This window comes from Shinella sp. OV683, from assembly GCF_057787725.1.
Genome location: NZ_CM173543.1, coordinates 4,127,945 through 4,153,077 on the forward strand (window position 1 = coordinate 4,127,945; position 25,133 = coordinate 4,153,077).

The 25,133-nt window shown below is 60.0% G+C and carries 20 protein-coding genes; 8 read left to right on the plus strand and 12 right to left on the minus strand.

What is annotated here, in order from left to right; all coding sequences use genetic code 11:
- Positions 1-119 precede the first annotated feature (119 nt).
- Positions 120-2,168, plus strand: coding sequence for a hypothetical protein (locus ACXHRN_RS20035; RefSeq protein ID WP_488638059.1), 2,049 nt, complete (start codon positions 120-122; stop codon positions 2,166-2,168).
- A gap of 205 nt (positions 2,169-2,373) precedes the next feature.
- Positions 2,374-2,715 carry a hypothetical protein gene (locus ACXHRN_RS20040; protein WP_488638060.1) on the plus strand — a complete coding sequence of 114 codons (342 nt, stop codon included), beginning with the start codon at positions 2,374-2,376 and terminating at the stop codon, positions 2,713-2,715.
- On the opposite strand, the gene ACXHRN_RS20045 is transcribed toward ACXHRN_RS20040, so the two are convergent.
- Positions 2,712-4,301, minus strand: coding sequence for an EAL domain-containing protein (locus tag ACXHRN_RS20045; RefSeq protein ID WP_488638061.1), 1,590 nt, complete (start codon positions 4,299-4,301; stop codon positions 2,712-2,714). The genes ACXHRN_RS20040 and ACXHRN_RS20045 overlap by 4 nt on opposite strands.
- Positions 4,302-4,546: 245 nt before the next feature.
- On the opposite strand from ACXHRN_RS20045, the gene ACXHRN_RS20050 reads away from it, so the two are divergent.
- Positions 4,547-5,590 carry a zinc-dependent alcohol dehydrogenase family protein gene (locus tag ACXHRN_RS20050; RefSeq protein WP_488638062.1) on the plus strand — a complete coding sequence of 348 codons (1,044 nt, stop codon included), beginning with the start codon at positions 4,547-4,549 and terminating at the stop codon, positions 5,588-5,590.
- Positions 5,591-5,832: 242 nt separating this feature from the next.
- Here ACXHRN_RS20050 and ACXHRN_RS20055 read toward each other — a convergent pair whose 3' ends face one another.
- The 3 genes from ACXHRN_RS20055 to ACXHRN_RS20065 form a co-directional block, all read right to left on the minus strand.
- Positions 5,833-9,222 (minus strand): acyl-[ACP]--phospholipid O-acyltransferase, encoded by a 3,390-nt coding sequence (locus tag ACXHRN_RS20055; RefSeq protein ID WP_488638063.1) that lies wholly within the window; start codon positions 9,220-9,222, stop codon positions 5,833-5,835.
- Between the two features lie 95 nt (positions 9,223-9,317).
- Entirely contained in the window at positions 9,318-9,599 is a 282-nt protein-coding gene (locus tag ACXHRN_RS20060) for a YiaA/YiaB family inner membrane protein (RefSeq protein WP_488638064.1), read from the minus strand.
- Positions 9,600-9,631: 32 nt separating this feature from the next.
- Positions 9,632-10,318: a PspA/IM30 family protein gene (locus ACXHRN_RS20065; RefSeq protein WP_488638065.1), complete on the minus strand. Its 687-nt coding sequence runs from the start codon at positions 10,316-10,318 to the stop codon at positions 9,632-9,634.
- Between the two features lie 110 nt (positions 10,319-10,428).
- Between ACXHRN_RS20065 and ACXHRN_RS20070 the strand changes: the two genes are divergently transcribed.
- On the plus strand, positions 10,429-11,022 hold the full coding sequence (locus tag ACXHRN_RS20070; protein ID WP_488638066.1) for a TetR/AcrR family transcriptional regulator: 594 nt from the start codon (positions 10,429-10,431) through the stop codon (positions 11,020-11,022).
- A 113-nt stretch (positions 11,023-11,135) separates the two neighbouring features.
- On the opposite strand, the gene ACXHRN_RS20075 is transcribed toward ACXHRN_RS20070, so the two are convergent.
- The 8 genes from ACXHRN_RS20075 to ACXHRN_RS20110 all read right to left on the minus strand — a co-directional run bounded on the left by ACXHRN_RS20075 (position 11,136) and on the right by ACXHRN_RS20110 (position 19,906).
- Entirely contained in the window at positions 11,136-12,137 is a 1,002-nt protein-coding gene (locus ACXHRN_RS20075) for a D-alanine--D-alanine ligase family protein (protein ID WP_488638067.1), read from the minus strand.
- 8 nt (positions 12,138-12,145) lie between these two features.
- Positions 12,146-12,913, minus strand: coding sequence for a tetratricopeptide repeat protein (locus tag ACXHRN_RS20080; protein ID WP_488638068.1), 768 nt, complete (start codon positions 12,911-12,913; stop codon positions 12,146-12,148).
- Positions 12,914-13,236: 323 nt separating this feature from the next.
- On the minus strand, positions 13,237-15,075 hold the full coding sequence (locus ACXHRN_RS20085; RefSeq protein ID WP_488638069.1) for an adenylate/guanylate cyclase domain-containing protein: 1,839 nt from the start codon (positions 15,073-15,075) through the stop codon (positions 13,237-13,239).
- Between the two features lie 432 nt (positions 15,076-15,507).
- A complete protein-coding gene (locus ACXHRN_RS20090) occupies positions 15,508-16,446 on the minus strand; it encodes a LysR family transcriptional regulator (protein ID WP_488638070.1) in 939 nt (312 codons plus the stop codon).
- Between the two features lie 9 nt (positions 16,447-16,455).
- A complete protein-coding gene (locus ACXHRN_RS20095) occupies positions 16,456-18,258 on the minus strand; it encodes an adenine deaminase (RefSeq protein WP_488638071.1) in 1,803 nt (600 codons plus the stop codon).
- A gap of 57 nt (positions 18,259-18,315) precedes the next feature.
- Positions 18,316-18,948, minus strand: a complete 633-nt coding sequence (locus tag ACXHRN_RS20100) for a glutathione S-transferase family protein (protein ID WP_488638072.1) — start codon at positions 18,946-18,948, stop codon at positions 18,316-18,318.
- A complete protein-coding gene (locus tag ACXHRN_RS20105) occupies positions 18,948-19,613 on the minus strand; it encodes a Rieske 2Fe-2S domain-containing protein (protein ID WP_488638073.1) in 666 nt (221 codons plus the stop codon). The genes ACXHRN_RS20100 and ACXHRN_RS20105 overlap by 1 nt, the downstream gene beginning before the upstream one ends.
- 23 nt (positions 19,614-19,636) lie before the next feature.
- Positions 19,637-19,906, minus strand: coding sequence for a hypothetical protein (locus tag ACXHRN_RS20110; RefSeq protein ID WP_488638074.1), 270 nt, complete (start codon positions 19,904-19,906; stop codon positions 19,637-19,639).
- A 425-nt stretch (positions 19,907-20,331) separates the two neighbouring features.
- On the opposite strand from ACXHRN_RS20110, the gene ACXHRN_RS20115 reads away from it, so the two are divergent.
- From ACXHRN_RS20115 to ACXHRN_RS20130, 4 genes are all read left to right on the plus strand, one after another.
- The gene (locus ACXHRN_RS20115) at positions 20,332-21,453 is read left to right on the plus strand and encodes a BMP family ABC transporter substrate-binding protein (protein ID WP_488638075.1); all 1,122 of its coding nucleotides are present in this window, start codon (positions 20,332-20,334) and stop codon (positions 21,451-21,453) included.
- Between the two features lie 76 nt (positions 21,454-21,529).
- A complete protein-coding gene (locus ACXHRN_RS20120) occupies positions 21,530-23,101 on the plus strand; it encodes an ABC transporter ATP-binding protein (protein WP_488638076.1) in 1,572 nt (523 codons plus the stop codon).
- Entirely contained in the window at positions 23,101-24,144 is a 1,044-nt protein-coding gene (locus ACXHRN_RS20125) for an ABC transporter permease (RefSeq protein WP_488638077.1), read from the plus strand. The genes ACXHRN_RS20120 and ACXHRN_RS20125 overlap by 1 nt, the downstream gene beginning before the upstream one ends.
- 9 nt (positions 24,145-24,153) lie before the next feature.
- Positions 24,154-25,089 carry an ABC transporter permease gene (locus ACXHRN_RS20130; RefSeq protein ID WP_488638078.1) on the plus strand — a complete coding sequence of 312 codons (936 nt, stop codon included), beginning with the start codon at positions 24,154-24,156 and terminating at the stop codon, positions 25,087-25,089.
- Positions 25,090-25,133 lie beyond the last annotated feature (44 nt).

Sequence of the window (25,133 nt, forward strand, 5' to 3'; positions counted from 1 at the left end):
TATTTGGGAGTCGCATGCCGCGCGCAAGCGAAAACCCTTGCATTGCAGGGAAAGACCCACAAATAGTCGAGAGATTCAGCGTGGGGACGCCGAATCAGGGTCAAAGAGACGGGAAATCCATGAAAAATACGATCGAAACTTGGTTCGAGGCAGCCGGAGGATTCCTGGCAGCCTGGCACGGGCGCATCTATGCAGTCTGCGCTTTCGTTCTCGGCGTTTTCATCGCATGGCACGTCCTGTCGCTCGTGACCCCGCTGGCGACCATTCAGATCCTGCTGATCATCCTCTGCCTCGCCGGTCTGGCAATCGGGCTGTGGATGCGCGGCGGCGAAATGCGTCTGCTGAACGTGCTCACCATTCTCGGCATGTATGCCGGCGGCTTTGCTGCCGCAGTCGCCATTTACGACACGATCAAGGGTGAGGACAATGCGATCGCCGAGTGGCAGGTCTGGCTGATCTTCACCGCGATCTTTCTAGCGCTTTATCGCGCCCTGATGGTCTGGTTTTCGCCCTACAAGCGCCTCGAGGGCATGACGCCGGAAGAACGGCTGGATTATCTCGAGGTGCGCGCGGCGGCCACCCATCGCAAGGCCGAACTCCGCAGCCTGCCCTCGCACGGCTGGTACCAGATTGCCTCCTTCGTCACCGGTGCCGCGATGGTCGGTTCATTTGCCACCACGGCCATCGGCTTTCATCATGAGATCGTCGATCCGCTCGATCCGCCGCTGGTACAATACGGCGTTCCGATCGGGCTTTCGGCGCTGGCAGCACTGATCATCTGGGCGGGCTGGAACTTCGTCTTCCTGCGCATCCGGCTTGCAACGAACATGATCTCACGGCTGTTCGGCTTCATCGCCGGCCTGATCGTGCTTGTGCCGCTGACGCTCGCCATCCACACCGTGTTCGGCATCATCGGCGTCGGCGGTACCGAGGGCATCCGCGCCCATAATCTCTGGTATGCCGACGTTCTCGACGCCTATGAGCGCCGTGTCGACGGTATCCGTGCGATCGAGGCGAACCGGCTTTCCGGCGCGCTGCAATATATGTCCAATCAATTGAATGCTGCGGCGCTGAGCGAGGAAAAGACCGGCCAGGGCTGCGGCGCTGGCAAAGGCTCGCTCTGGACCTTCTATACCGATTCGGCATCCCGTACGGCGACGATTCTCGACATTGTCACGACGCGCAAGAACGCCAACCAGGACATCAAGTCCGAGATCGAGCAACTGCGTGCGCGCATCCGCAAGCCGGAGGGCAAACTCGAGGACATCCAGCCGGAACTCGCAGCACAAGCGGACCAGATCCGCCGCAAGATCGTCGAGACGGACAATTCCTCGGCGCTTCCGAGCGTCAAGACCTTCGTCAAGGAAACCAGCGCCACGGTCAATTCCGATGCGTTCTTCTCCGGCTGGTCTGCCTGCACGCTCTCCAAGAAGGATGTCATCCTCACCCAGATCAACACGCTGGTCGCCTCGATCGACGACGCCGCCGAAAGCGCGGAGGTCGATATCAACGCCAAGAAGAACAGCCCCGAATTCCGAATTCCGGTCGAAAACCGCATCGAGACCATTCCCTTCATCGATCGCTATTTCCATGGCGAACGGCAGTCGCCGTTGGCTTCGGCCGAACAGGCGCAGGATGCCAACAGCGTGCCGGTGTTCGTGCCGTTGCGCCCCTTCTGGGCGGTGGTTTCCTATGCTGGCAGCCTAATGGGTTACATCGCGCTGCAGCTGGCGCTCGATTTCTCGCCTGCCGTGCTGGGCCTGCTGTTTGCGCTGCTGGCGCCGTTCCCGCGCAGCCGCACGCGGCTCGGGCGCGCCTGGGACAATTTCTGGGCCAAGCGCTTGGAGAAATGGGCTCCCGTCGATGAGCCGGAGCCTGCGCCCGCCATCCGTCGTGCGGCCGAGCCCGCTCGCGCCGCGACGCCCGTAGAACCGGTGCGGGCGGCAGAGCCATTCGAACCAGTCGATCCGGTGCGGAACGACCTCGACGACCTCATCGACAGCAAGGATGAATTCGAGCCCGAGCCCGTCGTCGAACGTCCAATGCGCGATGATGTCATCGCCGAACAAAAGCCAGCGGAACGCCGCGAGCCGCAATTCGAGGACGACAAGCCGGAAGACGACGACCATATCCGCGATGGCAAGCCGGAAGACGTCAGGCCTTATTGATTTGCACTGCTGGCGAAAATCTGCTGGATCCTGAAGATGCAGCAAATGCTATGAAATCAGGACATTTTTCAGGTGGCCGATTAAGTCAAATGTTAAGAAACTTGCGACTAAATACGCGTACACATCTCCCGAGAATCGTAGCCTTTGATGATGATTGTAAACGTGACCGCACTGCCCCTTCGGCAAGTTTTAGCTTGAGGTTATTATGAGTGAATTTCAAAATAGAGCACTTGAACTGCTGTATGCTCGCTACGGTGAGCAGTCGGTCATGGACAAGGACAAGCGCCGGAGCCATTTCCTGCAAGAAGCGCTGGAACTGTTTCGCGCCATGGGCGGCCCCGTCGAGACGATTCGCGCCAAGACGGTGGAGGTGTATGCCAAGCCGGCTGGTGAAGTGGTTGTCGAGATCGGCGACGTGATGAACAGCCTCGCTGGCGTCGGCCTTGCCAATGATGTCGATATCGTCCAGGCGGCCTACAACAGGCTTGATGACGGCTGGAAGGACATCTCGGTCGTGCTGGAGAAGAAGTCCAAGCGCGGTTTCTAGGCTGCCACCCGTTTCAGAATTTCCGTCGCGGCACCATACTTCGCCCGGCGCTCGCGCTGGAAAGTGATGAATTCTTCCGTGGGCAGCGCCTTGGAGAAATGCCATCCCTGGCCGAATTCGACGTCGTGGTCGGCGAGATAGCTCGCCTGTTCCGGGGTTTCGACACCCTCCGCCACGATGAAGAGATTGAGCTCTTTTGCCATGCCGATGATGTGCGGCACTACAAGGCCTTTTGCCGTGTCCCGACCGATCGTATCGATGAACGATTTGTCGATCTTCAAGGCGTCGAGCGGCAGGCCTTGCAGATATTGCAGACTGGAGTAGCCGGTGCCGAAATCGTCGATCGCAACGGCATGTCCCATTTCGCGGGCCTGGATAATCGTCGCGCGCGCAGACTCGATATCCATGAAACCGCGTTCGGTGGCCTCAAGCCATATCTGGTTCGTTTGAATGCCCGTGCCAAGCAGCATCCGGCTCACGACGGGAAGAATGCGTGCGCTCTTGATATCTTCAGCTGCGAGATTGATTGCGATATGCAGCGAGCGGTCGGCAACCAGTGTCTCCCCGAGGTCACGGATGACGCATTCGATGACCTGATCGGTGATCGGCATGATCAGTCCACTTTCCTCGGCGAGTGGAATGAACAGGTCGGGTCGCACCAGCGATCCATCCGGCCGCCGCCAGCGCACAAGTGCTTCGGCGCCGATGCAGATCCCCGTCTTCAGTTCGACGATAGGCTGATAGTGGACGATGAATTCGCGCTTCTGTACCGCCAGCGACAGTTCGGCCAGCGGCGACAGCCGCTTTCGCGACGCCCAGATGACGAGGCCAACAATGAAGGCCGCAATGAAAAGACCGACCGGCAACAGCAGCATCTGCTCGCGGCGAAGATTGGAGAGCATGTCTTCGCGCGGCTCGGCGGCCAGCGCGGTCCATCCGTTGCCACGCGCGACCGCGAAGAGATTGTTCTGATCAAGGCCGGTTTTCGGCTTGGTCTGAAAACTCGCCAGCAATTCTGGATCGCTGATATCCTTCTGGCTGATGAGCGCCCCGTTTTGGCCGGCGATAGCAAAACCTATCCCCTCGTCGGCGATCACATCCACGAAGCGGGACGGCTCGACCAATGCGTTATAGGAGCCAAGTTGCAGCGCCATTTTCGGCCTGCCCTTGGTGACCATCGGCCGCATGCTGACCGTGACTTCCATGCGATCGTCTGTAACGTAGTCGCCGGAAACGCGCCTGATCGGTAGATCGACCCTTCCCCACGAGGTGCATTTCAGCAGGCCGTGCTCGAAATAGCCCATTTCCTCGACCGTCGGCGCATCGATCACCAGCCTGCGCATCTCGCTGATATGTTCATCCGAGCAAGGCGCTGCCTTCGACGTCGCGATCTGCTTCAAGGCATCGGCCGCACCCGCTACGGAGATATTGGCACGGATGATGACGCGCTCGGCAAAGGCAGAGAGCCGGTCCTGCTCCTTCTGCACGGCCAGCATCCATGAGACGTAAAGCACCGCGACAATCGGAATGATCGCGCCGATGCTTGCCAGTATTATGCCGAGGACGATGATGCGGGAACGCCTCAAATACCTGCCCTTTTGACGTGAGCCGAACTGCCTGCTTTACCCAAGGCAACATGCAATGCTTGCATTAAGATTCCCTAACATAAATGTTCGCATTTGTTCGCAAGCGCCGCCCAAATGACCGGGAATGGATCAGCCTGATCGGTGCATCAGCAAAAATCATGTTCTCGCCTCCTTTATCGACCGAGTGGGCCGTGGCATGTCTGGGGTAGAAAGCGGTGTGGGTGCCGCAATGAAAGGTGACGATCATGAAGGCGATGTATTACGAGCGCTTCGGCGAAACCCCTGAAATCCGCATGGTCGCCGATCCGACACCGGGCAATGACGGCGTGGTGATCAAGGTCGAGGCGTCCGGTCTTTGCCGCAGCGACTGGCACGGCTGGATGGGTCATGATGCCGATATCGTGCTGCCGCATGTGCCGGGGCATGAGCTCGCGGGCGTGATTGCGGCAGTCGGCAAGGACGTTCGGCGCTTCAAGGTCGGGCAACGCGTCACGGTGCCGTTCGTATCGGGCTGCGGCCGTTGCGAGGAATGCCATTCAGGCCACCAGCATGTCTGCTCGCACCAGATGCAGCCGGGCTTCACCCATTGGGGCTCATTTGCCGAATATGTGGCGATTGATTACGCCGACACCAACCTCGTTCATCTTCCCGACAGCCTGGATTTCGCCACCGCCGCCAGCTTGGGATGCCGGTTCGCCACGTCGTTCCGCGCCATCGTCGACCAGGGCAAGACGCGCGCCGGCGAATGGGTGGCGGTGCATGGCTGCGGTGGCGTCGGCCTGTCGGCTATCATGATTGCCACCGCACTCGGCGCCAATGTCATCGCCATCGATGTCGCCGACGACAAGTTGGAATTTGCCAAGTCGATTGGCGCGGTAGCCGCGATCAACGGCGCCCGGGTTGCTAATGTCGCTGAGGCGGTGAAGGAAATCACCAAGGGCGGCGCGCATGTGTCGATCGATGCGCTCGGTCATGAGGTGACCTGTGTCAACTCGATCCTCAATCTTCGGCGCCGCGGCCGGCATGTGCAGGTCGGCCTGATGCTCGGCAAGCACGCAACGCCCAACATTCCGATGGGTCCGGTCATCAGCCACGAGCTGGAGATTTATGGCAGCCACGGCATGCAGGCCTGGCGCTACAGCGCGATGATGGAAATGCTGGAGACCGGCAAACTCGTTCCGCAGAAGCTGATCGGCAAGCATGTCAGCCTTGAGGAGGCCGTTCCGGCGCTGATGGCAATGGATGGATCGAGCGACATCGGGATTAATGTGATTACGAAGTTCGCGTAGGCTTCGTGCTTGTGGCGAAGACCCCCTCATCCGGCCTGCGGCCACCTTCTCCCCGCTGGGGAGAAGAGGGGAATTCGACGATGCCAGCTCGCCACATGTTCGACTGCTGAACCTGCGCCGCCGGTGCAGCGCGTTTCCTCTTCTCCCCAGCGGGGAGAAGGTGCCCGAAGGGCGGATGAGGGGGCTTTTTGAGGGAAGAGGACCGGCCCTGATGTCGATCCTCCTTCAGGCTAAAAACAGCCTTACGCTGCTTTGGCTTTATCTGCCTCCAACGCCAAGTTCCGCGCCGCAACAAAATCCACCTTGCCCGAGCCGAGCACCGGCACCTTGCCGATCACGACATCCGCCGGCACCATCATGTCCATGGCGCCCCTGGATTTGGCAAAGGCCAGGAACTCGGCGCGCGTGGCACCCGGTGCGTCGGTTAGCAGCACGAGCCGTTCACCCTTCTTGGCATCCGGTACCGACGAGACGACGGATAGCTGGGCGGGCCAGAGCTGGCCTGCCAATGCCTCGACCGCTGCCAGCGACACCATCTCGCCGCCGATCTTGGCGAAGCGCTTGGCGCGGCCGCGGATCTTGACGAAGCCTTCATCGTCGATAGTGACGATATCGCCGGTGTCGTGCCAGCCGTCGGGGAGCGTTTCCAGCACGCCCGGATTTTCGGCGCGCAGATAGCCGGCCATGACATTGGGTCCACGCAGATAGAGGCGGCCGCCTTCATCGATGCCCGGTACCGGCTCGAGCTTCCACTCCATATCCGGCATGATCTTGCCGACAGTGCCCGACTTGTTGAACATCGGCGTGTTGATCGACACGACGGGAGCCGTCTCGGTGACACCATAGCCCTCGAGAATGCGCAGTCCGAATTTCTCCATATAGGTCTCGCGGGTCGAGGCCTTGACCGGCTCGGCGCCGGAGAAGATGTAGCGGATCGAGCGGAAGTCGTAGGGATGGGCCGTCCGGGCATAGCCGCTGAGGAAGGTGTCGGTGCCGAAGATGATCGTGGCATTAGAGGCATAGATCAATTCCGGCACGATGCGATAGTGCAGTGGCGACGGGTAGAAATAGACCGGCACGCCCGAGATCAGCGGCAGCACAGTGCCTGCGGTCAGCCCGAAGGAATGGAACACCGGCAGGATGTTGAATACCTTGTCGCCCGAGTGAAAATCGATGCGCGAGGCGGCCTGGGCGGCATTCGACAGGATGTTGCGATGTGTCAGCACCACACCCTTGGGCGATCCTTCCGAGCCGGAGGTAAACAGGATCACCGCCGGATCATCAGCCACACGCTTGGTAAGCGGCTTTGCCTTGTGCAGGTAGCCCTTGAGCTTGTCCATGAGGCCGATCTGCGTGCGGAGGTCGTCCAGCCAGACGATCTTGACGTGCTTTTCCATCTCCTCGATAACCGGGCCAAGCTTTCCTTGTGCTACGAAGGCGCGCGACGTCAGCACATGCTTGACCTCGGCCGCCTTGCAGGCAGAGAGAATATTGGCCGCGCCTGCGGTGAAGTTCAGCATCGCCGGCACCTTGCCCGCCGTCATCACGGCAAGAAGGGTCACGGCAGCGCCATTGGCGTTGGGCAGCATGACGCCGAGATTTTTCTCCGGAAACATCGTCCGGAACCTGGCGCCCAGCACGGCAGCACCGGTCAGCAACTTGCCATAGGAAAGCGCACCGGTGACCGGATCCTCGACCGCGAGCTTGCCCATGCCCCGCTCCTTGGCGGTGACAATGATTTTCTCGAGCAAAGTCGTTGACGTGTCAGTCGTCCGGAACATCAGGCTCGACATCACCTGGTAGAGCGCTGCACCGGCAGCAACGCGGCGCTTGCGACCCTTGAGCTCAGCAGGTACATCGAGCTTCACCGGCTCAAGAATAGTCACCTTGACCTTGGGAAACAGCCGGCGACGCACCTGGCCACCGGAGAGCCGCGAGAAGTAGCTCTTTTCCAAGCCGTCGATGCGGACGGGCACGACCATGGAGCCGGTCTTGTCGGCGACCATTGCGGCGCCGTCATAGACCTTCATCAGCGTACCGGTCACCGAGATACGGCCTTCCGGAAAGATGCCGATCGGATTGCCGTCCTGGACCAGTTTGATCAGCGAACGGGTCGCCATGGGCTTGGTCGGATCGAGCGGCAGGAACTTGCACATTTTCAGGAACGGCCTGACCCACCATGCCTGGGCAATCTTGTAGTCGACCGCGAAGACCGGCTCTTCCTCGGTGATGGCGAGTGCCAGCGCACCGTCGAGGAAGCTGACATGGTTGAGCGCGATGATCGGCGCATGGCCCGCCTTCTTCATGTTCTCTAGACCATCGACTTCAAGCCGCATGAAGGCGCGGAAGAGGACGGAGACGAAATCGCGGAATGGATTGGTCGGCAGCGTCTTCAACATCAGCCAGGCGATACCGAGATTGATCACCGACAAGCCAAGGATGATCATCGGGATGGAAACGCCGACCGCCTGCAGGATGGCGACCGAAGCAAGGCCAACGGTGATGAACAGCGCCGAGAGCACGTTGGCGGCACCGATGACGCGGGCACGCCGATCCTCATGCGCCCAGGTCTGCATGGCGGCAAAGGTGGGCACGGCAAGGAAGGCGCCGCCGATGGCCATGCCGGCGAGGTCGATGGCGACGCGAATGGTATTGGGGCCGGCGAAGAAGCCGGTGATCGTCGTCGCACGTGTGGTGGACTCAAGACCCCAGAGATTCCAGCCGAGATGCAGGCCGAAAAGCGCGATGATGGCAGTGCCCACCGGCGCCGGCAGCAGCACGACGCGGCCGGCCGACATCCAGCCGGCAATGGCAGAACCCACCGCAATTGAAATCGCGAAAATGGCGAGATAGGCGGGCACGACGATTTCCGAGCCGCCGAGGATCTCGTTGACCATGATCGGCAGCATCGTCATGACAAAGGCGCCGACGAACCAGAACCAGCAGTTCATCAGCGCCGAGCGCCAGATGCGCTTGTCGGCGCGGATTTCGTTGACCAGCGTATAGCTCGAACGGAAGACATTCTTGTCGACGATCAGATCGGGCGCCTTGGAGCCTGTGGGCGGGATCATGCGGCTTGCCAGCCAGCAGAGCACGGCCAGGCCCATCATCATCGGACCGAAGACCCAGACATTGTCGCCCTTGCTGAAGGCCAATGCTGCGACGATGGTGCCGGTAAGGATGGCGATGAAGGTGCCGCCCTCGATCCAGGCATTGGCCTGCGGCAGTTCCTTGCGTTCGAGATGGTCAGGCAGGATGCCGTATTTGATCGGTCCGAACAGCGCCGAGACGACGCCGAAGCCGAACAGCGCCAGCATCAGGATCCAGATGGAGGAGAAACCGATGCCGAGGACTGCGATCGCCGCGACGCCGATCTCGGAGCGCTTCAAGATCTCCGCCATTTTCGCCTTGTCATGCTTGTCAGCGAGTTCGCCGCCGATGGCCGAAAGCAGCAGGAACGGCAGGATGAAAATACCGCCCGCGACGGTCACCAGGGTTCCGCCCTCGGCCGCCATTTGCGCCATGATCAGGAAGATCAGCGTATTCTTGAGGAAATTGTCGTTGAACGCGCTGAGGAACTGGGTCCAGAACAGCGGCGCGAATTTCTTCGTCGTCATCAGATTGCGTGACATGGCGGCTTCCCTCTCGTGTGCGGAAGAGCAAGCCATAGAGTTGTTACGCAATGGTTGAATGCGCAAAAACAACCCTATGGTGTGGTTAAGAAATCTTAGCTATCAGAACTGCGATTGAAGTTGACGAGTAGCTTTTCAGTCTTGGCATCCTCGACCTTGCGAATGAGTTTTTCGGATTCCGCATTGTCGCGCAGGGTCTTGGTGATGTTGACGGTGGTCTGCACGAGCATCACGATGCCCATGGCGAGATAGCCCTTCCCCCAGAGATCGAGTGGCATCATGTACAGCCCGCCGGCGAGCATGACGGCGGCTGCGCCAAAGGAGAGGTAGGAGAAGCTAACCCAGCTCGATGAATGCTTCTGGAAACTGTCGTTCATTGTCGTGATCCCTCGTTAAATGGTTATACGGTTCAGGCTGGCGTGTTCATCCGGCTCTTGAGGCGCGCAAGCACATCGTCGGCGGACGATCTAAGCGGCGCACCACAGCTGGCATTGGCAAGCTTCTCGACTATGCCCACGGGGCGGGAGCCATGCTCCATCTCCTTGAGCACCGCAGCGGTCGTTTCATTCTGGCTCTGGCGAATGCGAAGACGGGCGAGCGTCTCCTCGGCGTCGTCGAGCGTGGCGAGGCCCGGCCCTGCAACCGAAACGTCGAGCCGTTGGGCCTCTTCGGTGGCGCGGGCAAGCCGTTCGCCACGCTGCAGGTCGCGCAACCGGGCTTCCGCGGTGCGAACAACAGTCTTCAGCTTGTCGATTGCGGTGGTGAATTGCGCCTGTGCCGCCTGCGATGCATCGCGCTCGGCTTCCAGGAAGGCGATCGCGTCGGCGGCCTCTCGTGCAAGGCCCTCATTGCCTTTCTCAAGCGCCACCATGGCGCGGATTTCGAGATCGGCGAGGCGGCCGACGATCGTTGCATGCTGGCCCTTTTCCTGTTCGTTCTGGGCAATGGCAACAGCCACGGCCCGGCGAGCAGATTGAATAGCCTGAGCCGCATCTCGTATCTGCTGATTGAGTAGGGGAACGGCGTTGCGGTCGGCAAACGCCTGCTCCGCGTCATATGCCCTGCCCCGCAGCAATGTTAGAATTTGTTTGAACATTTGCTTTCTCCCGTTTATGAACGTTGTTCATGAAATGAGTTATGCCAGAATCATGAACATTGTTCAAGAATTATTTTGAACGGCGTTCATAAATTGAAACGGAATGGTTAATGGCCGGGAAACGGGAAGAAAAGCGCGAAGACCTGAAGGCGCGATTGATCGAGGCGGCGCGCAACCGCATCGCGGCAGATGGCCTCGCCAATCTGCGCGCGCGCGATGTGACGCAGGATGCCGGCTGTGCGCTGGGCGGACTCTACACGGCCTTTGCCGACCTTGACGAGCTGATCATATATGTGAATTCCTCGACGCTGGCGGCACTGGAACAATCGCTGGAGGAAACTGCAGCTGAAATAGACGGCCCGGCCGACGCCTTGCGGCATCTGGCGCGCGGATACCTCGCCTTTGCGGTCGCCAACCGCAATCTCTGGCGGGCGCTGTTCGAGCATCAGCGACCAACGACGCCGGAATGGCACCTCAACGAGCACCTTTTCCTGATCGGCTTGATAGCCACCCCGCTTGCCGAGCTTCAGCCGGCGCTTGCCGTTGAAGATCGGCTGATCCGCGCTCGCACCCTGTTCGGCGCGGTGCATGGCGTGATCTCGATCAGTCTCGAAGGCCGCTTCGTCGGGCTACCGCTCGAAAGGCTGGAGCAGGAGATTGATGATTTTGTCATGCTGATCGCGCGGGGCGCGGGCACGGCCTGACGTCCGGGTGCTGACTGCATCGCGGAACGACTAGCAATTGGCATGACAAAACGCCGGTACGTGAGCATTGATGCAAGCGGCCCGAACCCATCAAAATTTCGGACTGGCAGCGATCACCGCGGAACGTGGCTGTCCGGGCCATTCGCCAGACGGTCGCATGCCGATGCGACAATCTGCTCCATGAGTTCGACGTAGCCCATTCCCTTCAGGCGCGCCAGAAGTGGCAGGTCCGAGTTTCTAGGATGCAGACCCGCGAGAGGATTGGCCTCGAGGAAATTCAGACACCCCTTGTCATCGCATCGCAGATCGATACGCCCTGCATCCCGGCCGCCAAGGTGTCGCCATGCTGCCAGGGCGAACGTCATCGCTTCGCTTGCCTGGTCGTCAGTCGCGAGGCTGGCAGACATGCGTTCGTCAAAGTTCTTCTTGTTGTCGTAGGAGTAGACCGTCGGTTCCGGGCCGCTGCGTACAGTCATTTCCAAGACGCCCAATGCACGAGCCGTGTTGCCGGTGCCCAGAATCCCGACTGTAAATTCCCGGCCCGGCAAATATGTTTCCAAAAGCACCGGCTGCCGGTAGCGCAGCAGCAAGCGCCTGCATTTACAGGCCAGTTGCTGCGGATCGATGATGATCGATGCCACAGAGATCCCCTTGCTCGTGCCTTCCGCAACCGGCTTGGCAAACAACGGAAAAGGCAGCGCTACATCGAGGATATCCCGATCGGATTCGACGACTGCAAAATCGGCCGTTTGCATGCCGTGATCGCGAAGAACGCGTTTCGCCGCTGCCTTGTGCAGCGTGACCGCGAGAGCAAGCGGATCAGAAAATGTATAGGGAATCCGATAGTTTTCGAGGAGTGCAGGAACCAGAGACTGACGACCGAAGCCGTACATTCCCTCGGCGATGTTGAAGACCAGTTCCCAGCGCGCGCCATCAGCAAGCTGACCTAAAAGAGCGCGCGCATTTCCAATGCGTTCGGTTGTGTACCCGAGCGATTGCAGGGCATCATCAATGGCTACGATCGTTTCGAGCTCGTCGAATTCTGCCGTCTGCTCTTCGTCGTAGCCCGCATCCGCATAATCCTGGCGCAAATCGAATGTCAGGCCGATTTTCATCGCCGGCCCTAACTTTCCCTTAGCCCCGCTTTTCGCAATCCCGTAAGCCAATGCTGCTTCTGGGTATTGTTGCCGTAATGGTATTGCTCCGACTTTTGGACAGTCCAATCCGGGTCCTCGTTCATGAACGCCTGCATAACCTCTTCGGCACGTCGCGCCATGCTCGCAGCGAGGATCAACCGGACATCGTTAGGCGGGTCCTTGATCTCGTTGACTGTATCGATCGCGGCCTGGTACTGCCCGGCCATGTAGTAGGCCCGGGCGAGATTCCACTTATACCAGTAAGGAGGCTCGGGATGGAGCTTCATCGCGTCGATGATCAGCTTGATTGCCTTCTGTGGGTCACCAAAATAGATGTAAGCTTCGGCGAGATCGGCGTCGAGATCGGCGGTATCGACCTCATATCTTTCTTTCGAGATCAGCCCTCGCGCTACTTCATACTCTTGGAAACTCTTCTGAAAGTCCCCCTGGTTCCAGTAAACAATCGCGCGATACCAGCGCGCCCTGAAGTCTTGATAAAAGCTGTTGCTCGACTGCCCGGCCAGGGTCACGGCTTCCTCTGCCAGATCCAGCGCCTTGGCGAGAGACGTGGCCCGATCGCTGCCCCAAGCATTCTGATATTCGCGCACAAAGACATACGAATATTCCGCATAGGCCGGCATGTAGACGTTTTCGGCCGACTTCGCCTGCTCATACCAGTTCTTGGCGGTATCGTTTCCAGCGCGCGTCAACGGCTGCTGACGCCCCTCACGGCACATATCACGAGCGGTTGGCATGATATCCTCCCTTGGTCCACACGATTGGAATTACATCGCTTGAAAGCGCACGACAAAAAAAGCTGCCGGCTTAAGCAGGGCGACACTGAATTCGAACAGTATCTCGCCAGCGGGCCACAATGATCGGCGACCTGGATATATGTAAACGCCTCAGCACACCGCAGCACGAATGATTGTGGCGCACCAATTTCCGCAACAAATCTACCTGAAGCTTCTCAAATTTTGCCTGAATATTTCAAAAAGTCAATAAAATTGGCATTTTTGTCAAGAATACCGCAATAGCAACGGAACGCGCGGCGTTTATCGACTTTGGCTGCCAGATCTCATTTCTCTCGCAGGCCGGCCATTCGCAGCCCCTTCAACCATTGCTGGCGATCACTGTCCCGCCGGTAATAGTATCCAGCCGATTTTTCGAGGGACCATTCCGGGTCGTTCTTGCTGAATTCGGCCATGATCGATTTGGCGGCTGACAGGTTGCCGAGCCGTGCTTCGCTGGCCGCCGTTATCAGGCGGACATCGTTGGGCGGCGCGGTTATCTTTCCAATCGCGTCGATCGCATCCGCGTAATACCCGGCCATATAGTAGGCGCGACCGAGATTCCACCAGTACCAGTAAGGCACTTCGGGATTGCGCAGGATTGCTTCCTTGATCTGCTGGATTGCTCGTTCCGCCTCGCCGCCATAGACCAAGGCCTCCGCCATGTCCGCGGCGAGGTCTGGGTCGTTGGGATTGATCCGCCGCGCCGTCTCGTATTCGTAGAAGCCCTTGTCGAAGTTGCCCTTGTTCCACGCGACGATGGCGAGATACCAGTGGCTGCTGAAATCGTCGCTGAGGGCCAGCGCCTTTTCTGCAAATTTCTCCGCCTCTTTTAGCGACGTGGCCCCGTCCTTGCTCCAACCGTTTTGATACTCCCTCACATAGACATAGGAGAGCTCCGCATAGGCCGAGGAATAGTTCTGATCCAGGGCGATCGCCTTTTGAAAAAGCTTCCGCGCCTCCTCATTGCCCTCGGGCGTCACCTTGTTGGGATCGGCCCAGATCTGCTTGCCCCTGAGATAGTAGTCGTAGGCATCCATGTTTTGCGTGTGTTTCCGGCTGGCACGCTGTTGCTCAGCTGCGCTGACCTTCACGGCAAGTGCCGTGACGATGTTGCTCGTGATGTCTTCCTGGATGGCAATGACATCTCCCAACTTCCGGTCGTAGCGTTCCGCCCATACGTGGTGGCCAGCCACAGCGTCGATGAGTTGCACGTTGATCCTGAGTCGATCCGGGGCTTTCAGGACCGTTCCCTCGAGCACATAGCGGACGCCCAGTGCCTTGCCGATGTCCTGGACCTTTGTGGGTTTGCCCTTGAATGTCGCCGCGGAGTTGTTGGCAATGACGAACAGGCCCGAGAATTTAGAGAGATCGGTTGTTATATCGTTGGTCAGACCGTCACTGAAGTATTCCTGATCGGGCTTGCCACTCAGATTGCTCAACGGCAACACGGCAATGGACGGCGATGCCGCGCTGCTCTCTTCTGTCGTCGTACCGACGCCTGTCGCAATGGCTGGCATGTATCGCCACATGAGCGACAACGCCACGATCGCAAACGCCGCAGCCACCGTTGCCCAGTACCACCATGGCGAACGGTTTCGGACCGGGTGCGAATTTACGCCTCTGACGGCATAGGCATGGATCGGGACCTGGATGTTTCTCAGATTTCGAGAGCCGAGATCATGGAACGTAACGTTGGGCAGGTGGCGTACCTGCTCGTAAAGGCTCCCTGAAACACAAATTCCTCCGGGCTCGGACAATCCTTCCAGACGTGCGGCAACGTTCACCGCCTCCCCATACAGGTTGTCATGCTCGACGACGACATCGCCGAGATTGAGGCCTATGCGGAAAAGCATGCGATGTTCTTCGGCAAGCCCGTCATCGAGCTGCCCGATCCCATCCTGGATCTCCATCGCGCAGCGCATAGCCTCCACGGGGCTGGGAAACTCAGCGATCACGCTGTCGCCGGCACCGCCGAAGATACGGCCGCTGTGAACGCGAACGCGTTCTTCGATTATCGTAGCGCATTGATTGAAGAGCGCGAGAGCAGCCTCCTCGTTCTGTCCAACCAAACGACTGTAACCAACAGCGTCAGCCGCCAATATCGTGACAAGCCTGCGGACCATGGGCGCAACCCCCTGCGCGCATCATATTCTCATTCGACAAAGGTAAACAGCACGCTGAAAGTTGAACCATCATCAAGCCATTGTACTTTTAGCTGCGCCATACAAACACATGCGCGCAATCTCCGGGCTGCGATCCGGCTCTAGAGTCTGTCAGAGCTAAATAGAGGCAGTTCTGCCGGAGCAGGTTTGTGTCGGGGCAGAGGCGATTGGCGAAGGTCATACCCGAAGGTATGGTCGAGCCAGTCGCCTCTGATCCCGGCGGAAAGATGCCCGGCCCTTCAGGTTGGCTGAAACGGGCCGGCTGTTTGGCCGGCTAGCTTGGCCGTATGCTTTGGCTACGACGCGCGCCAGCCGGCCAAACATCCGACTCCGTTTGAGCCAACAGAACTGCCTCTATTTAGCTCTGACAGACTCTAATGGGTATTGCGGTCTCTATGCTCTCTCGTCGGTCACCTCACGCAGCCGATCCAGAAGGCCAGCCAGCACCCGGCCCAGCGCCGAGGCCGCATTGGACATTTCCTTTTCGGAGCGCGAGAGCAGCATCAGCTTACGGAGCTGCAGCTTTGGATCGCGCAACGGCACGAAGCTCAGCGTGCCTTCGGCGATATCCTGTTCGATACCGACCCGTGTCTGCAGCACCGTGCCGAGATCGCGCTTGGCGAGATCGGTCATCAGGCCGATGGAATTGGTGCGAGCCCGCTGGTTGAGTTCAACGAAGGTGCGGCCGAACGCCTCTTCGACCCAGGCGCCGAGTGTCAGGCTGGCGTCGGAGAGGATCACCCGCTCGCCGGCGAGATCGGAGATGCGCAGATCGCTACGGCCAGCGAAGCGGCTGGTGGGCTTGGTAACGACGCCGAGCGGCAACGACACGACGCCGATACGCCGGACGTTGCGCGGCACGCGGATATCAAACACGACTCCGAGATCGCATTCGCTTTCAGCCACAGCGTTGGCGACCTGCTGCGAGCTCATCACCCTGACCTCGACGGAGATGCCCGGATGCGAACGCCAGAATGCCTCCAGCGCCTCGGGCATTAGCCCGCGCGAGACGCTTTCGATAATCGCCACCGACACCGTGCCGCGATGCAGGCCGTGCAGCTGGTTGATCTCGTTGCAGGCGCGGTTGAGTTCGGAAAAACTCTGGCGGGCATGGTAAAGCATCAACTCGCCAGCGCTGGTCAGCTTGAGCCGCTGGCGGACACGTTCGAACAGCGGCAGCCCGAGATCATCCTCGAGCTGCTTGAGAATCCGGCTCACCGAGGACGGCGCGACATTGAGCGTCTGCGCCGCCTGCCGGATCGAACCCAGCCGCGCTACCAGTTGAAAATAGTGAACGCGGATGGCGACGAGCCCGAGCCGGTATGGGTCCATCAGCTCGTCCTAAGCTGGCTCGAACAGCGGCTGGATTTCCATCTGCGGGACCAGAACGTTGCCCTTGTCGGTGATGCGGATCTCCGGGATGACCGAGAGCGGGATGAGGTTGAAGCCCATATAGGGTATGGTGCAGCCGGCTTTTTCCCACTCGATCTTCAGGAGCTTCACCTCCTCGGCAACCACATGCACGCGCTTGTCGGACAGCAGGCCGGCGATCGGCAGCGGCACCATGGCCGTGACCTCCCCGTCCATGACAACGCAGACGCCGCCCTGGATATCCTCGATCGCCTTGAGCGCCACCTGCATGTCGGCCTCGTTGGTGCCGGCGATGATGATGTTGTGGCTGTCGTGGCCGACCGAAGACGCGACGGCGCCTTTGGTCAGTTTGAAATTGCTGAGCAGGCCATAGCCGATATTGCCGGCAGACTTCCCGTGGCGCTCGACGACGGTCACAAAGGAAAGCCCGTGGCGGGTGAAATGCGTCTGCCAGTCATTGGCGGGCTCAAGCTCGACCTCGATATGGCCGAGCGTGATGCCGGGCAATTCGGTCTTGATCGTGTGGGCGACGACCTTTTCGGTCGGCAGATCGGGCGTGAGCTTGAGGTTCTTCGGCAACTTGACGGTCTTGTAGGCGGTATCGGGGTAACGATACGGCTTGGAGAGCGCCTCTTCCAGCACCGGCATGACCTTGCGATTGTCGACCACCAGCTCGCCGCCGTACCAGGTGCTGACTGGCTTTAGGTCATCGGTGAGCAACACGAGGTCGGCGCGACGGCCGCCGCCCAGACCACCGATTTCGCCATCGTGGCCGAAGCGGGTGGCGCCATGCAGCGAGCCCATCGACCATGCCTGTTCCGGCGTCATGCCGGCCTTGACGGCTTCGCGGACCACCCAATCCAGGCCGAACTGCAGGAGGTCGTCGGCGTCGCGGTCGTCGGTGCAGACAGCGATGCGCTTGTGCGAGGAGCCGAGTTCGGTGATCGTCTTGATGGCGTGCGGCAGCGAGTGCCACGGCGTGGTCGGCGGGCCGCCGCGCAGGAAGAGCCAGATGCCGGCTTCGAGCATGTCGTCGGCGATTTCGCGGTCGATCGCTTCATGGGTGTCGGTGACGCCCGATGCGGCATAGGCGGAGACGAATTCGCGGCCATAGACGTGACCGGAGACCGGCCGGCCGCGCTTGAGGGCAGCGGCGAGGATTGCATGGCTGCGCTCGTCGCCCATGGCGACGGGGACGAAATCCATCTTCTCGCCCAGCGCCACGGCTTCCGGCCACTTGTCGAACAGAGCAGCGATCTTTTCGGGGGTCAGGTCACCGCCGGCAGTTTCGAGTTCCGGCGAGGTTGCTGGCACCGTGCTCGGAACAGTCAGGAAGATCGACAGCGGTGCCTGCCGCGCATCTTCCAGCATCGCCTCGACGCCAGCGACATCCATGACGTTGCCGATTTCGTGGCTGTCGCAGAAGATCGTCGTCGTGCCGTTGAGCAGCGCTGCCTCGGCATAGGCGCAGGCCGTGACCATGGAGGATTCGATGTGGATATGCGGATCGACGAGGCCCGGCGCGATGATGCCGCCGCGCGTGTCATATGTCTTCGCCATGCTGCCCTTGTAGGTGCCGGCCGGCTTGACGGCGGCGATGCGGCCGCCGGAAATCCAGACTTCCCGATCGGGCAGGATGCGTTCGGAATAGGTCGACAGGACGCGAGCGCCCTTGATGACAAGTTCAGGCTCGCGGCGACCGAAGGCGACGTCGGCCATGGTGCGTGTCATCGTGTGCAACGGCTTGACCGAAAAGCGGGTAAGGGTGGTCATCAAATTACTCCAATCAATTCATCAATGATAATCTGTGGCCGAGTGGTACTCGGTGACCTAATGATAATCCGGAATGCCGGGCATGGTGCGGAAGCCCTTGAGCGTGCGGAAACGGCGAATCCAGCGGCGCAGTGCCGGATATTCATCGTGGTCGACGCTGAAGTCACGGCAAAGCGCAAAGGACGGGAAAAGCGCGATGTCGGCGAGGCTTGCTTCGTCACCCACGAACCATTCCTTGCCGTCGAAATGGCGCGATGTCATGTGGTCGTCCATGATGCGGAATGCCTTGCGGGCAGCAGCCTTTAGCAAGACGGGATCGCCCGGTGTATCGAACAGCGACTTGAGCCGGGCATCGATGGACGACGCCAGTGCCGTCTCGGAAAATCCCACCCATTTGACGACTTCGCCGAATGCCTTGGCATCGGCGGGGAGGAACTTGCCGGCGGAATCGTACGCTTTGGCGAGATAAAGCAGGATTGCAGATGTGCCGGAGATCGTCAGATCACCGTCGCTCAAGACCGGCATCGTGCCGGCCGGATTGAGCGCCAGCATCGTCGGCCGCTTGTGCTCGTTGCCGGGAAACATGTTGACGGCGACAGACTTCCACTCGACGCCAAGCATGCCGAGCAGCAGACGCGCGCGATAGCAGTTTTCGTCCATTTCATAATTGTAGAGAACCACGCCGGCCATCACGCGACCTCCGCCGCAGCCAGTTGGGGCTGTTCGAGCGAGAAGCGGAACGCCTCGGCCCAGCGGGCGAGACGCTTGAGTGTCTCGGCATCCGGCGATGACAGCGCGACGATATGCAAGCCGGTCTTTTGCGGGCGCGTGGCCTGAAGGGCGATAAGAAGCGCAGTTCCGTCGATTGTGCAGGTGCCGCAATTGTCGCCAACGCTCTTGAAGCCCCTGGCGCTCAGCGCAATAAGAACGCTGTCGATCGGACAATCCACATAGAGGCTGCGAACGCTGGTGAAAATGCCTTCGGACAGCTGAGGAATCTCGGCGTCGGCAGCTGACGTGGCCCAGATGATTCCGCATTTCTCCTCGGCGCTGTAGGTCGGCACCTTGATGGTCTGGGGAACATCAAGATTGGGATGGGCCGGGATCAGACGACACTGGCCGCCGGCATCATATTGCCAGCCATGATAAAGACAGGCGATGTGATCGCCGCGCACGAAGCCGAAGCTCAGCCGCATGCCGCGATGCGGGCAGCGATCTTCCCAGGCATGCACCTTGCTGGAGTTGTCGCGCCAGACAACCACTTCGGCGCCTTCCACAACCGCGCCCGCAGACGTCCCCGTCTCGATGGAAGATGACAGCGCCACCGGCACCCATCCGCTTTCCAGTTTCATCATTCACTCCTGTTCATAAAACTCGCTCAGACCAGCGCCTTGCGCTCGACGTCCAGCACGATGCAATCATAAGGGCCGAGGCTGCAGGCCATTTCGAAGGCATCGACAAGCGCTTCCTGTCCCCGGACCGAGAGAATTGCCGAAGTCGTATCGCAGGCGCCAACCTGGATTTCGATATCGAGCCGGGATGCCCGATGCAGCGCAAATTCCGCAAAGCTGTCGCAGTCGATTCGGCCACGAAAAGTGAACCGCGCAGCCTCCAGAGACTGGCCTCGCCGTTCATTTGCCTCTTGCATACGCCACTCCATGCCTATAATTTAATCAACATGCACAACTATTGGTCGTGCCTCGCGATTAGGCATTCTAATCCCGGTTCGTCGCCAATTACAAGGGGAGCAACAAGGGGTAGCTGTTGCTATTTGCGCATCGATTGCGAACATTAATGCACACTATTCCGAACGCATCACGTTCGCCATTGTCGAGATCGCGGGCAGCCCAGCGCCTTGAAGAGGCTTTGCACAGAGTGGGCTCCACCAATACATGGGAGGAAAAAATGTTGCACCAGGAGAAAGTTTTTTAAGGTTGTCCGGGCAAGTCGACGAAATCCGATTTCAAAGGGAGCAAGATTGCCGATTGGCATAGATGTTGCGTTGAGAACTCCGGCCATAAGCGCGATGCCAACAGGACATCGCGGCACCAACAAACCAAAAAAGGGGACCATATGATTGATTTACGTACACTTTCCCGCCGCGGCTTCCTGAATATGAGTGCTGTCGGCGCTGCATCCGTGATGCTGCCCGCAGGTCTTGTTCGCCCGGCATTCGCCGCAGCATCGTTTCCCGCCATCAAGGAAGAGGACACGGTCGTCGGCTTCGGCCATGTCGGCCCGATCTCGGATGAAGGCTGGACCTGGGCCCATCACCAGGGCCTGCTGGCCGTCAAGGAAGCCTATCCGAAGCTGAAGAAGATCCTCGAAGTCGAGAACATCCCCTACTCCGCAGACGCGACGCGCACCTATCGCCAGTTCGTCAGCGAAGGCGCCAACATCATCTTCGACACCTCTTCGAACGGTGACTTCCTGCATGAAGTCGTCAAGCGCGCACCCGAGGTCGCCTTCCTCGAATGCGACGGCCACGTGACCATGGACAACCTGGGCTGGTATTACCTTGCTCACTGGTATCCGACCTATGTGATCGGCGTCGCCGCCGGCCATCTCTCCAAGACCGGCAAGCTCGGCTATGTCGCTTCGTTCCCGGTTGCGTCGGTGTTTGCATCGACCAACGCCTTCCTGCTGGGCGCCCGCTCGGTCAACCCGAACGCGACCCTGCAGACCATCGTCATCAATTCGTGGTTCGACCCGCAGGCCGCCACCCAGGCCGGCACGGCGCTGATCGACAATGGCTGTGACTTCCTGCACGGCATCATGGATGAAGCCGGCTACCTGCAGGTCGCCGAAAAGCGCGGCGTCTGGGCTGCGATGTGGAACACCGACATCCGTCGCTACGGCCCGAACTCGTATGTTTCCTCCGTCATGATCGACTTCAAGAAGTTCTATGTCGAGCAGGTCGCCAAGCGCCTCGCAGGCACATGGGCGCCGAGCGAAGTGCTGTTCAAGATGGGCGAAGGCGTCGACCGCGACACATGGGGCGAAAAGGTCCCGGCCGACGTCGCCAAGGCGGCGGACGCAGTGCGTGACAAGATCATGGGCGGCTGGTCGCCATTCGAAGGCGAAATCAAGGATGCCAAGGGCAATGTCAAGGTTGCCAAGGGCCAGAAGATGACGGATCTCGAATTGTACAACTGGGACTGGTCGGTCGAAGGCGTTTCGGGCCTCGCAAGCTAAGCCGGCATCATCGCCAGGATCCGGCCGGTCGATCCGGCCGGATCCTTAGATATTTTCAGATCACCGGTATTTTTCAATGAATGAGATCCCGACGCGTTTTTCAGCCCCACCCGGCACGCCACCGCTCGTATCGCTGAAGGGAATCGCCAAGTATTTTCCAGGCGTCATCGCCAATCAGGACGTCGATCTCGATATCATGCCCGGCGAGATCCATGCGCTGCTTGGCGAAAACGGCGCCGGCAAATCCACCTTGATGAACATCCTGACCGGCATCTATCGGCCGGATGCGGGCGAGATCATGGTGGACGGCTACATCCGGGAATTTTCGACACCGATCCAGGCGATCGCTGCCGGCATCGGCATGGTGCATCAGCATTTCAAGCTGGTGCAGGCCTTCACTGTGGCGGAAAATATTCATCTCGGCTGGTCCGAAACACCGCGGCTCGCATCGGCACAGGTGCTCGAAGCCCGGACCGCGGCACTGGCAACGAAGTTCAACCTGCAGACCAAGCCCGGCGAGCGCGTCAGCGACCTTTCGACGGGCGAACAGCAGCGCGTCGAAATCCTGCGTGTGCTGGCTCGCAAAGCGAAGATCCTGATCCTTGACGAGCCGACCGCCGTGCTGACGCCAGCCGAAGCCCGCGAACTGTTCAAGGCATTGCGCGAGTTCACATCGACCGGCAATTCAGTGATCTTCATCAGCCACAAGCTCGATGAGGTTCTGGAGATTTCCGACCGCATCAGCATCCTGCGCGGCGGCCGCAAGATAGCCACCGAAAACACGTCGGACTGCAATCCGCGCATGCTGGCCAAGCTGATGGTCGGTCGCGACATCGTGCTCGCCGACATGCGCCAGCGCCCGACAAATGCCGCGCCGATCTCGAAGCAGCCCGTACTCAGCCTCAAGGATATCTCCGCTCTCGGCGACAGTGGCTCGGCAGCTTTGCATGGCGTGTCGCTTGATCTGCACGCGGGCGAGATCCTCGGCATTGCAGGCGTCGCCGGCAATGGCCAGCGCGAACTCAGCCAGGTCTTGACCGGCATGCGGCACGCGACCTCGGGCCAGATCATCATCGACGGCAGGACGATGACACAATCGGACGCCGCCCACTTCGCCGAGATCGGCATTGGCCATATCCCCGAGGACCGGCTGCACAGCGGCCTAGCTCCCGCGCTCAGCGTCACCGCCAATGCCGTGATGCGCGAATACAAGAAGCCGCCAGTTTCCAGAGGCGGCACCTATCGACCGGGTGCGGCCACCGAACTCGCCAAGGAAATCGCCGGGGCAGCGGATGTGATGATCCCTGATTTCGGCATGCCGATCCGCAATCTGTCGGGCGGCAACCAGCAGCGGCTGGTGGCACGAAGGGAAATGCGCATTGCCAGCAAGGTGCTGATCGCCGCCTATCCGAGCCGCGGCCTCGATGTCGGCGCCATCAACACCATGCTGCGCTACATCGTTGAACTCAGGGATATCGGCGCCGGCATTATCCTCATTTCGGAAGAACTCGAAGAGCTGCTCAACCTCTCCGACCGCATAGCCGTGCTTTATGAAGGAAAAATCATGGGCGTTATCGATAATGATAATCCCGATATCGACGAGATCGGCCTGCTGATGGGTGGACGCACCCACCGGGAGGTCGCGTAATGGCTCTTTCGGTGCGCGTCCAGCGCCTGCCCTCCGCCTCGCCTGCCATCGCCTTTGCCGCACGCGCCGCCGCCATCATCCTGGCGCTGGCGGTTGCGGCAATCATTCTTGCCGCAACCGGCGCCAACCCGTTTGAACTCGGCTACGAAGTGATCGAAGCGAGCTTCGGCTCAAGTTTCGGCATGGAGGATCTCGGCGTCCTCGTTACTCCACTGATCCTGACAGGCCTTTCGGTGGCGGTCGCCCAGCAGATCGGCGCCTGGAATATCGGTGCCGAGGGCCAGTTTTACGCCGGCGCCTTCTGTTCCGCCGCAATTGGACTGTTCGTGCCGGGCGCTCCCATGGTCATCCTGCCGCTGATGTTCGTGGCCGGTCTTGTGGGCGGTGCGCTGTGGATACTGATCCCGACGCTGGCGCGCGCCTATGGCAACGTCAACGAGCTGATCACCACGCTGCTGATGAACTTCGTCGCTATCCTGATGGTCTATTACGTCTCGACCGATGTCTGGCGTGACAAGATGTCCAACTCCGCAACAGCGCGCATGTCGGCCGAAATCCCCGAATTCTACGGCTCGATCCATTGGGGCTTTCCGGTTTCTATCGTCATCGCACTTGCTGTGGCCGCACTTCTGGCCTTCTCGCGCTGGGGCTACGAGGTTCGGCTGGTGGGCTCCAATCCGGATGCCGCCAACTATGCCGGCATGCCCGCCCGCCGCCATCTGATCACCGTCATGCTGCTGTCCGGCGCAATTGCCGGCCTGGCTGGAATGCTGGAGCTTGCCGGCACGGTGCATCGTCTCCAGGGCGGTATCTCCAACAATTACGGCTATCTCGGTATCATGGTCGCGGTGCTGGCGCGCAGTTCCGCCGTCGGCGTGATCTTCTCGGCCGCACTGATGGCCTTCATCCTGAATTCGGGCATCATCCTGCAAACCCAGGGGCTGACGACATCGGCTGTGCTCGCGATCACGGGGCTGATCCTGTTCCTGACGGCGATCGGCGACGAACTCGCTCATTACCGCATTGTGCGCGACAAGGCTTGAGGAGCTGACATGGACCTTCTGACCGGCCTTTTCACAACAGCTTTCCTCGCGGGCGGCGTGCTGTCGCTGGCAGCCTTGGGCGAAGTGCTTGCCGAGCGCGTCGGCGTCGTCAATCTCGGCGTCGAAGGCCTGATGGCCATGGGCGCGGTGACCGCCATCGCCACAGTCACCGCCTTCCCGTCGCCCATTACCGGCTTTATTGCAGCGCTGGCCGTCGGTGCGATCTTCGGGCTGCTGTTTGCCTTCGCCACCGTCATCCTGCGCGCCAATCAGGTGCTGTGCGGCCTCGCCCTGACGCTGATGGGCACCGGCATCGCCTCGACCATCGGTCGCGCCTATTCCGGCATGCCGGCTCGCGCAGTGTTCGCCAATGTCGAAATCCCGCTCTTGTCCAACCTCCCGATCTTCGGCAAGGCATTCTTCTCGCAGAATATTCTCGTCTACCTCATCTACATCATCCTGCCGGTGACGCTTTCCTACATCATGTTCCGTACCCGGCATGGGCTCAATCTGCGCGCCGTCGGCGAAAATCCAGCGGCGGCTGATGCAGCCGGCGTTCCGGTCAACCTGATCCGCGTCGGCTATGTCACGGCAGGCTCGGCACTTGCTGCCGGCGCCGGTGCTTACCTGACGCTCGCCTTCGTGCCGTCATGGTCGGACGGCGTGGTCGCCGGGCGTGGCTGGATTGCCGTGGCCCTCGTGATATTCGCCGGTTACCGGCCGATCTCGGCGGTGCTTTCCGGATTGCTGTTCGGCTTGATCACCGCGGTCGGCTTTGTTGGTCAGGCGCGCGGCTGGCCGATCGCGGCGCCGTTCCTGTCCATGCTGCCCTATCTTGGCACCATGGCCTTCATCATCGTGCCCGTGCTTGCCTGGCAGCGCATGCGGCGGATCATGGCCGCGCCAGCAGCAATCGGCGTGCCCTATTATCGCGACACGAGATGACAACCCAAAACTTCGGCAATTTCGATATGGACGGATTGCCTGCA

Coding starts and splice junctions, on each gene's coding strand:
- ACXHRN_RS20035 (WP_488638059.1), top strand. CDS start 120: ATGAAAAATACGATCGAAACTTGGTTCGAGGCAGCCGGAGGATTCCTG.
- ACXHRN_RS20070 (WP_488638066.1), top strand. CDS start 10,429: ATGGCCGGGAAACGGGAAGAAAAGCGCGAAGACCTGAAGGCGCGATTG.
- ACXHRN_RS20080 (WP_488638068.1), bottom strand. CDS start 12,913: ATGCCAACCGCTCGTGATATGTGCCGTGAGGGGCGTCAGCAGCCGTTG.
- ACXHRN_RS20085 (WP_488638069.1), bottom strand. CDS start 15,075: ATGGTCCGCAGGCTTGTCACGATATTGGCGGCTGACGCTGTTGGTTAC.
- ACXHRN_RS20075 (WP_488638067.1), bottom strand. CDS start 12,137: ATGAAAATCGGCCTGACATTCGATTTGCGCCAGGATTATGCGGATGCG.
- ACXHRN_RS20050 (WP_488638062.1), top strand. CDS start 4,547: ATGAAGGCGATGTATTACGAGCGCTTCGGCGAAACCCCTGAAATCCGC.
- ACXHRN_RS20120 (WP_488638076.1), top strand. CDS start 21,530: ATGAATGAGATCCCGACGCGTTTTTCAGCCCCACCCGGCACGCCACCG.
- ACXHRN_RS20040 (WP_488638060.1), top strand. CDS start 2,374: ATGAGTGAATTTCAAAATAGAGCACTTGAACTGCTGTATGCTCGCTAC.
- ACXHRN_RS20100 (WP_488638072.1), bottom strand. CDS start 18,948: ATGGCCGGCGTGGTTCTCTACAATTATGAAATGGACGAAAACTGCTAT.
- ACXHRN_RS20095 (WP_488638071.1), bottom strand. CDS start 18,258: ATGACCACCCTTACCCGCTTTTCGGTCAAGCCGTTGCACACGATGACA.
- ACXHRN_RS20060 (WP_488638064.1), bottom strand. CDS start 9,599: ATGAACGACAGTTTCCAGAAGCATTCATCGAGCTGGGTTAGCTTCTCC.
- ACXHRN_RS20130 (WP_488638078.1), top strand. CDS start 24,154: ATGGACCTTCTGACCGGCCTTTTCACAACAGCTTTCCTCGCGGGCGGC.
- ACXHRN_RS20115 (WP_488638075.1), top strand. CDS start 20,332: ATGATTGATTTACGTACACTTTCCCGCCGCGGCTTCCTGAATATGAGT.
- ACXHRN_RS20125 (WP_488638077.1), top strand. CDS start 23,101: ATGGCTCTTTCGGTGCGCGTCCAGCGCCTGCCCTCCGCCTCGCCTGCC.
- ACXHRN_RS20110 (WP_488638074.1), bottom strand. CDS start 19,906: ATGCAAGAGGCAAATGAACGGCGAGGCCAGTCTCTGGAGGCTGCGCGG.
- ACXHRN_RS20105 (WP_488638073.1), bottom strand. CDS start 19,613: ATGATGAAACTGGAAAGCGGATGGGTGCCGGTGGCGCTGTCATCTTCC.
- ACXHRN_RS20090 (WP_488638070.1), bottom strand. CDS start 16,446: ATGGACCCATACCGGCTCGGGCTCGTCGCCATCCGCGTTCACTATTTT.
- ACXHRN_RS20065 (WP_488638065.1), bottom strand. CDS start 10,318: ATGTTCAAACAAATTCTAACATTGCTGCGGGGCAGGGCATATGACGCG.
- ACXHRN_RS20055 (WP_488638063.1), bottom strand. CDS start 9,222: ATGTCACGCAATCTGATGACGACGAAGAAATTCGCGCCGCTGTTCTGG.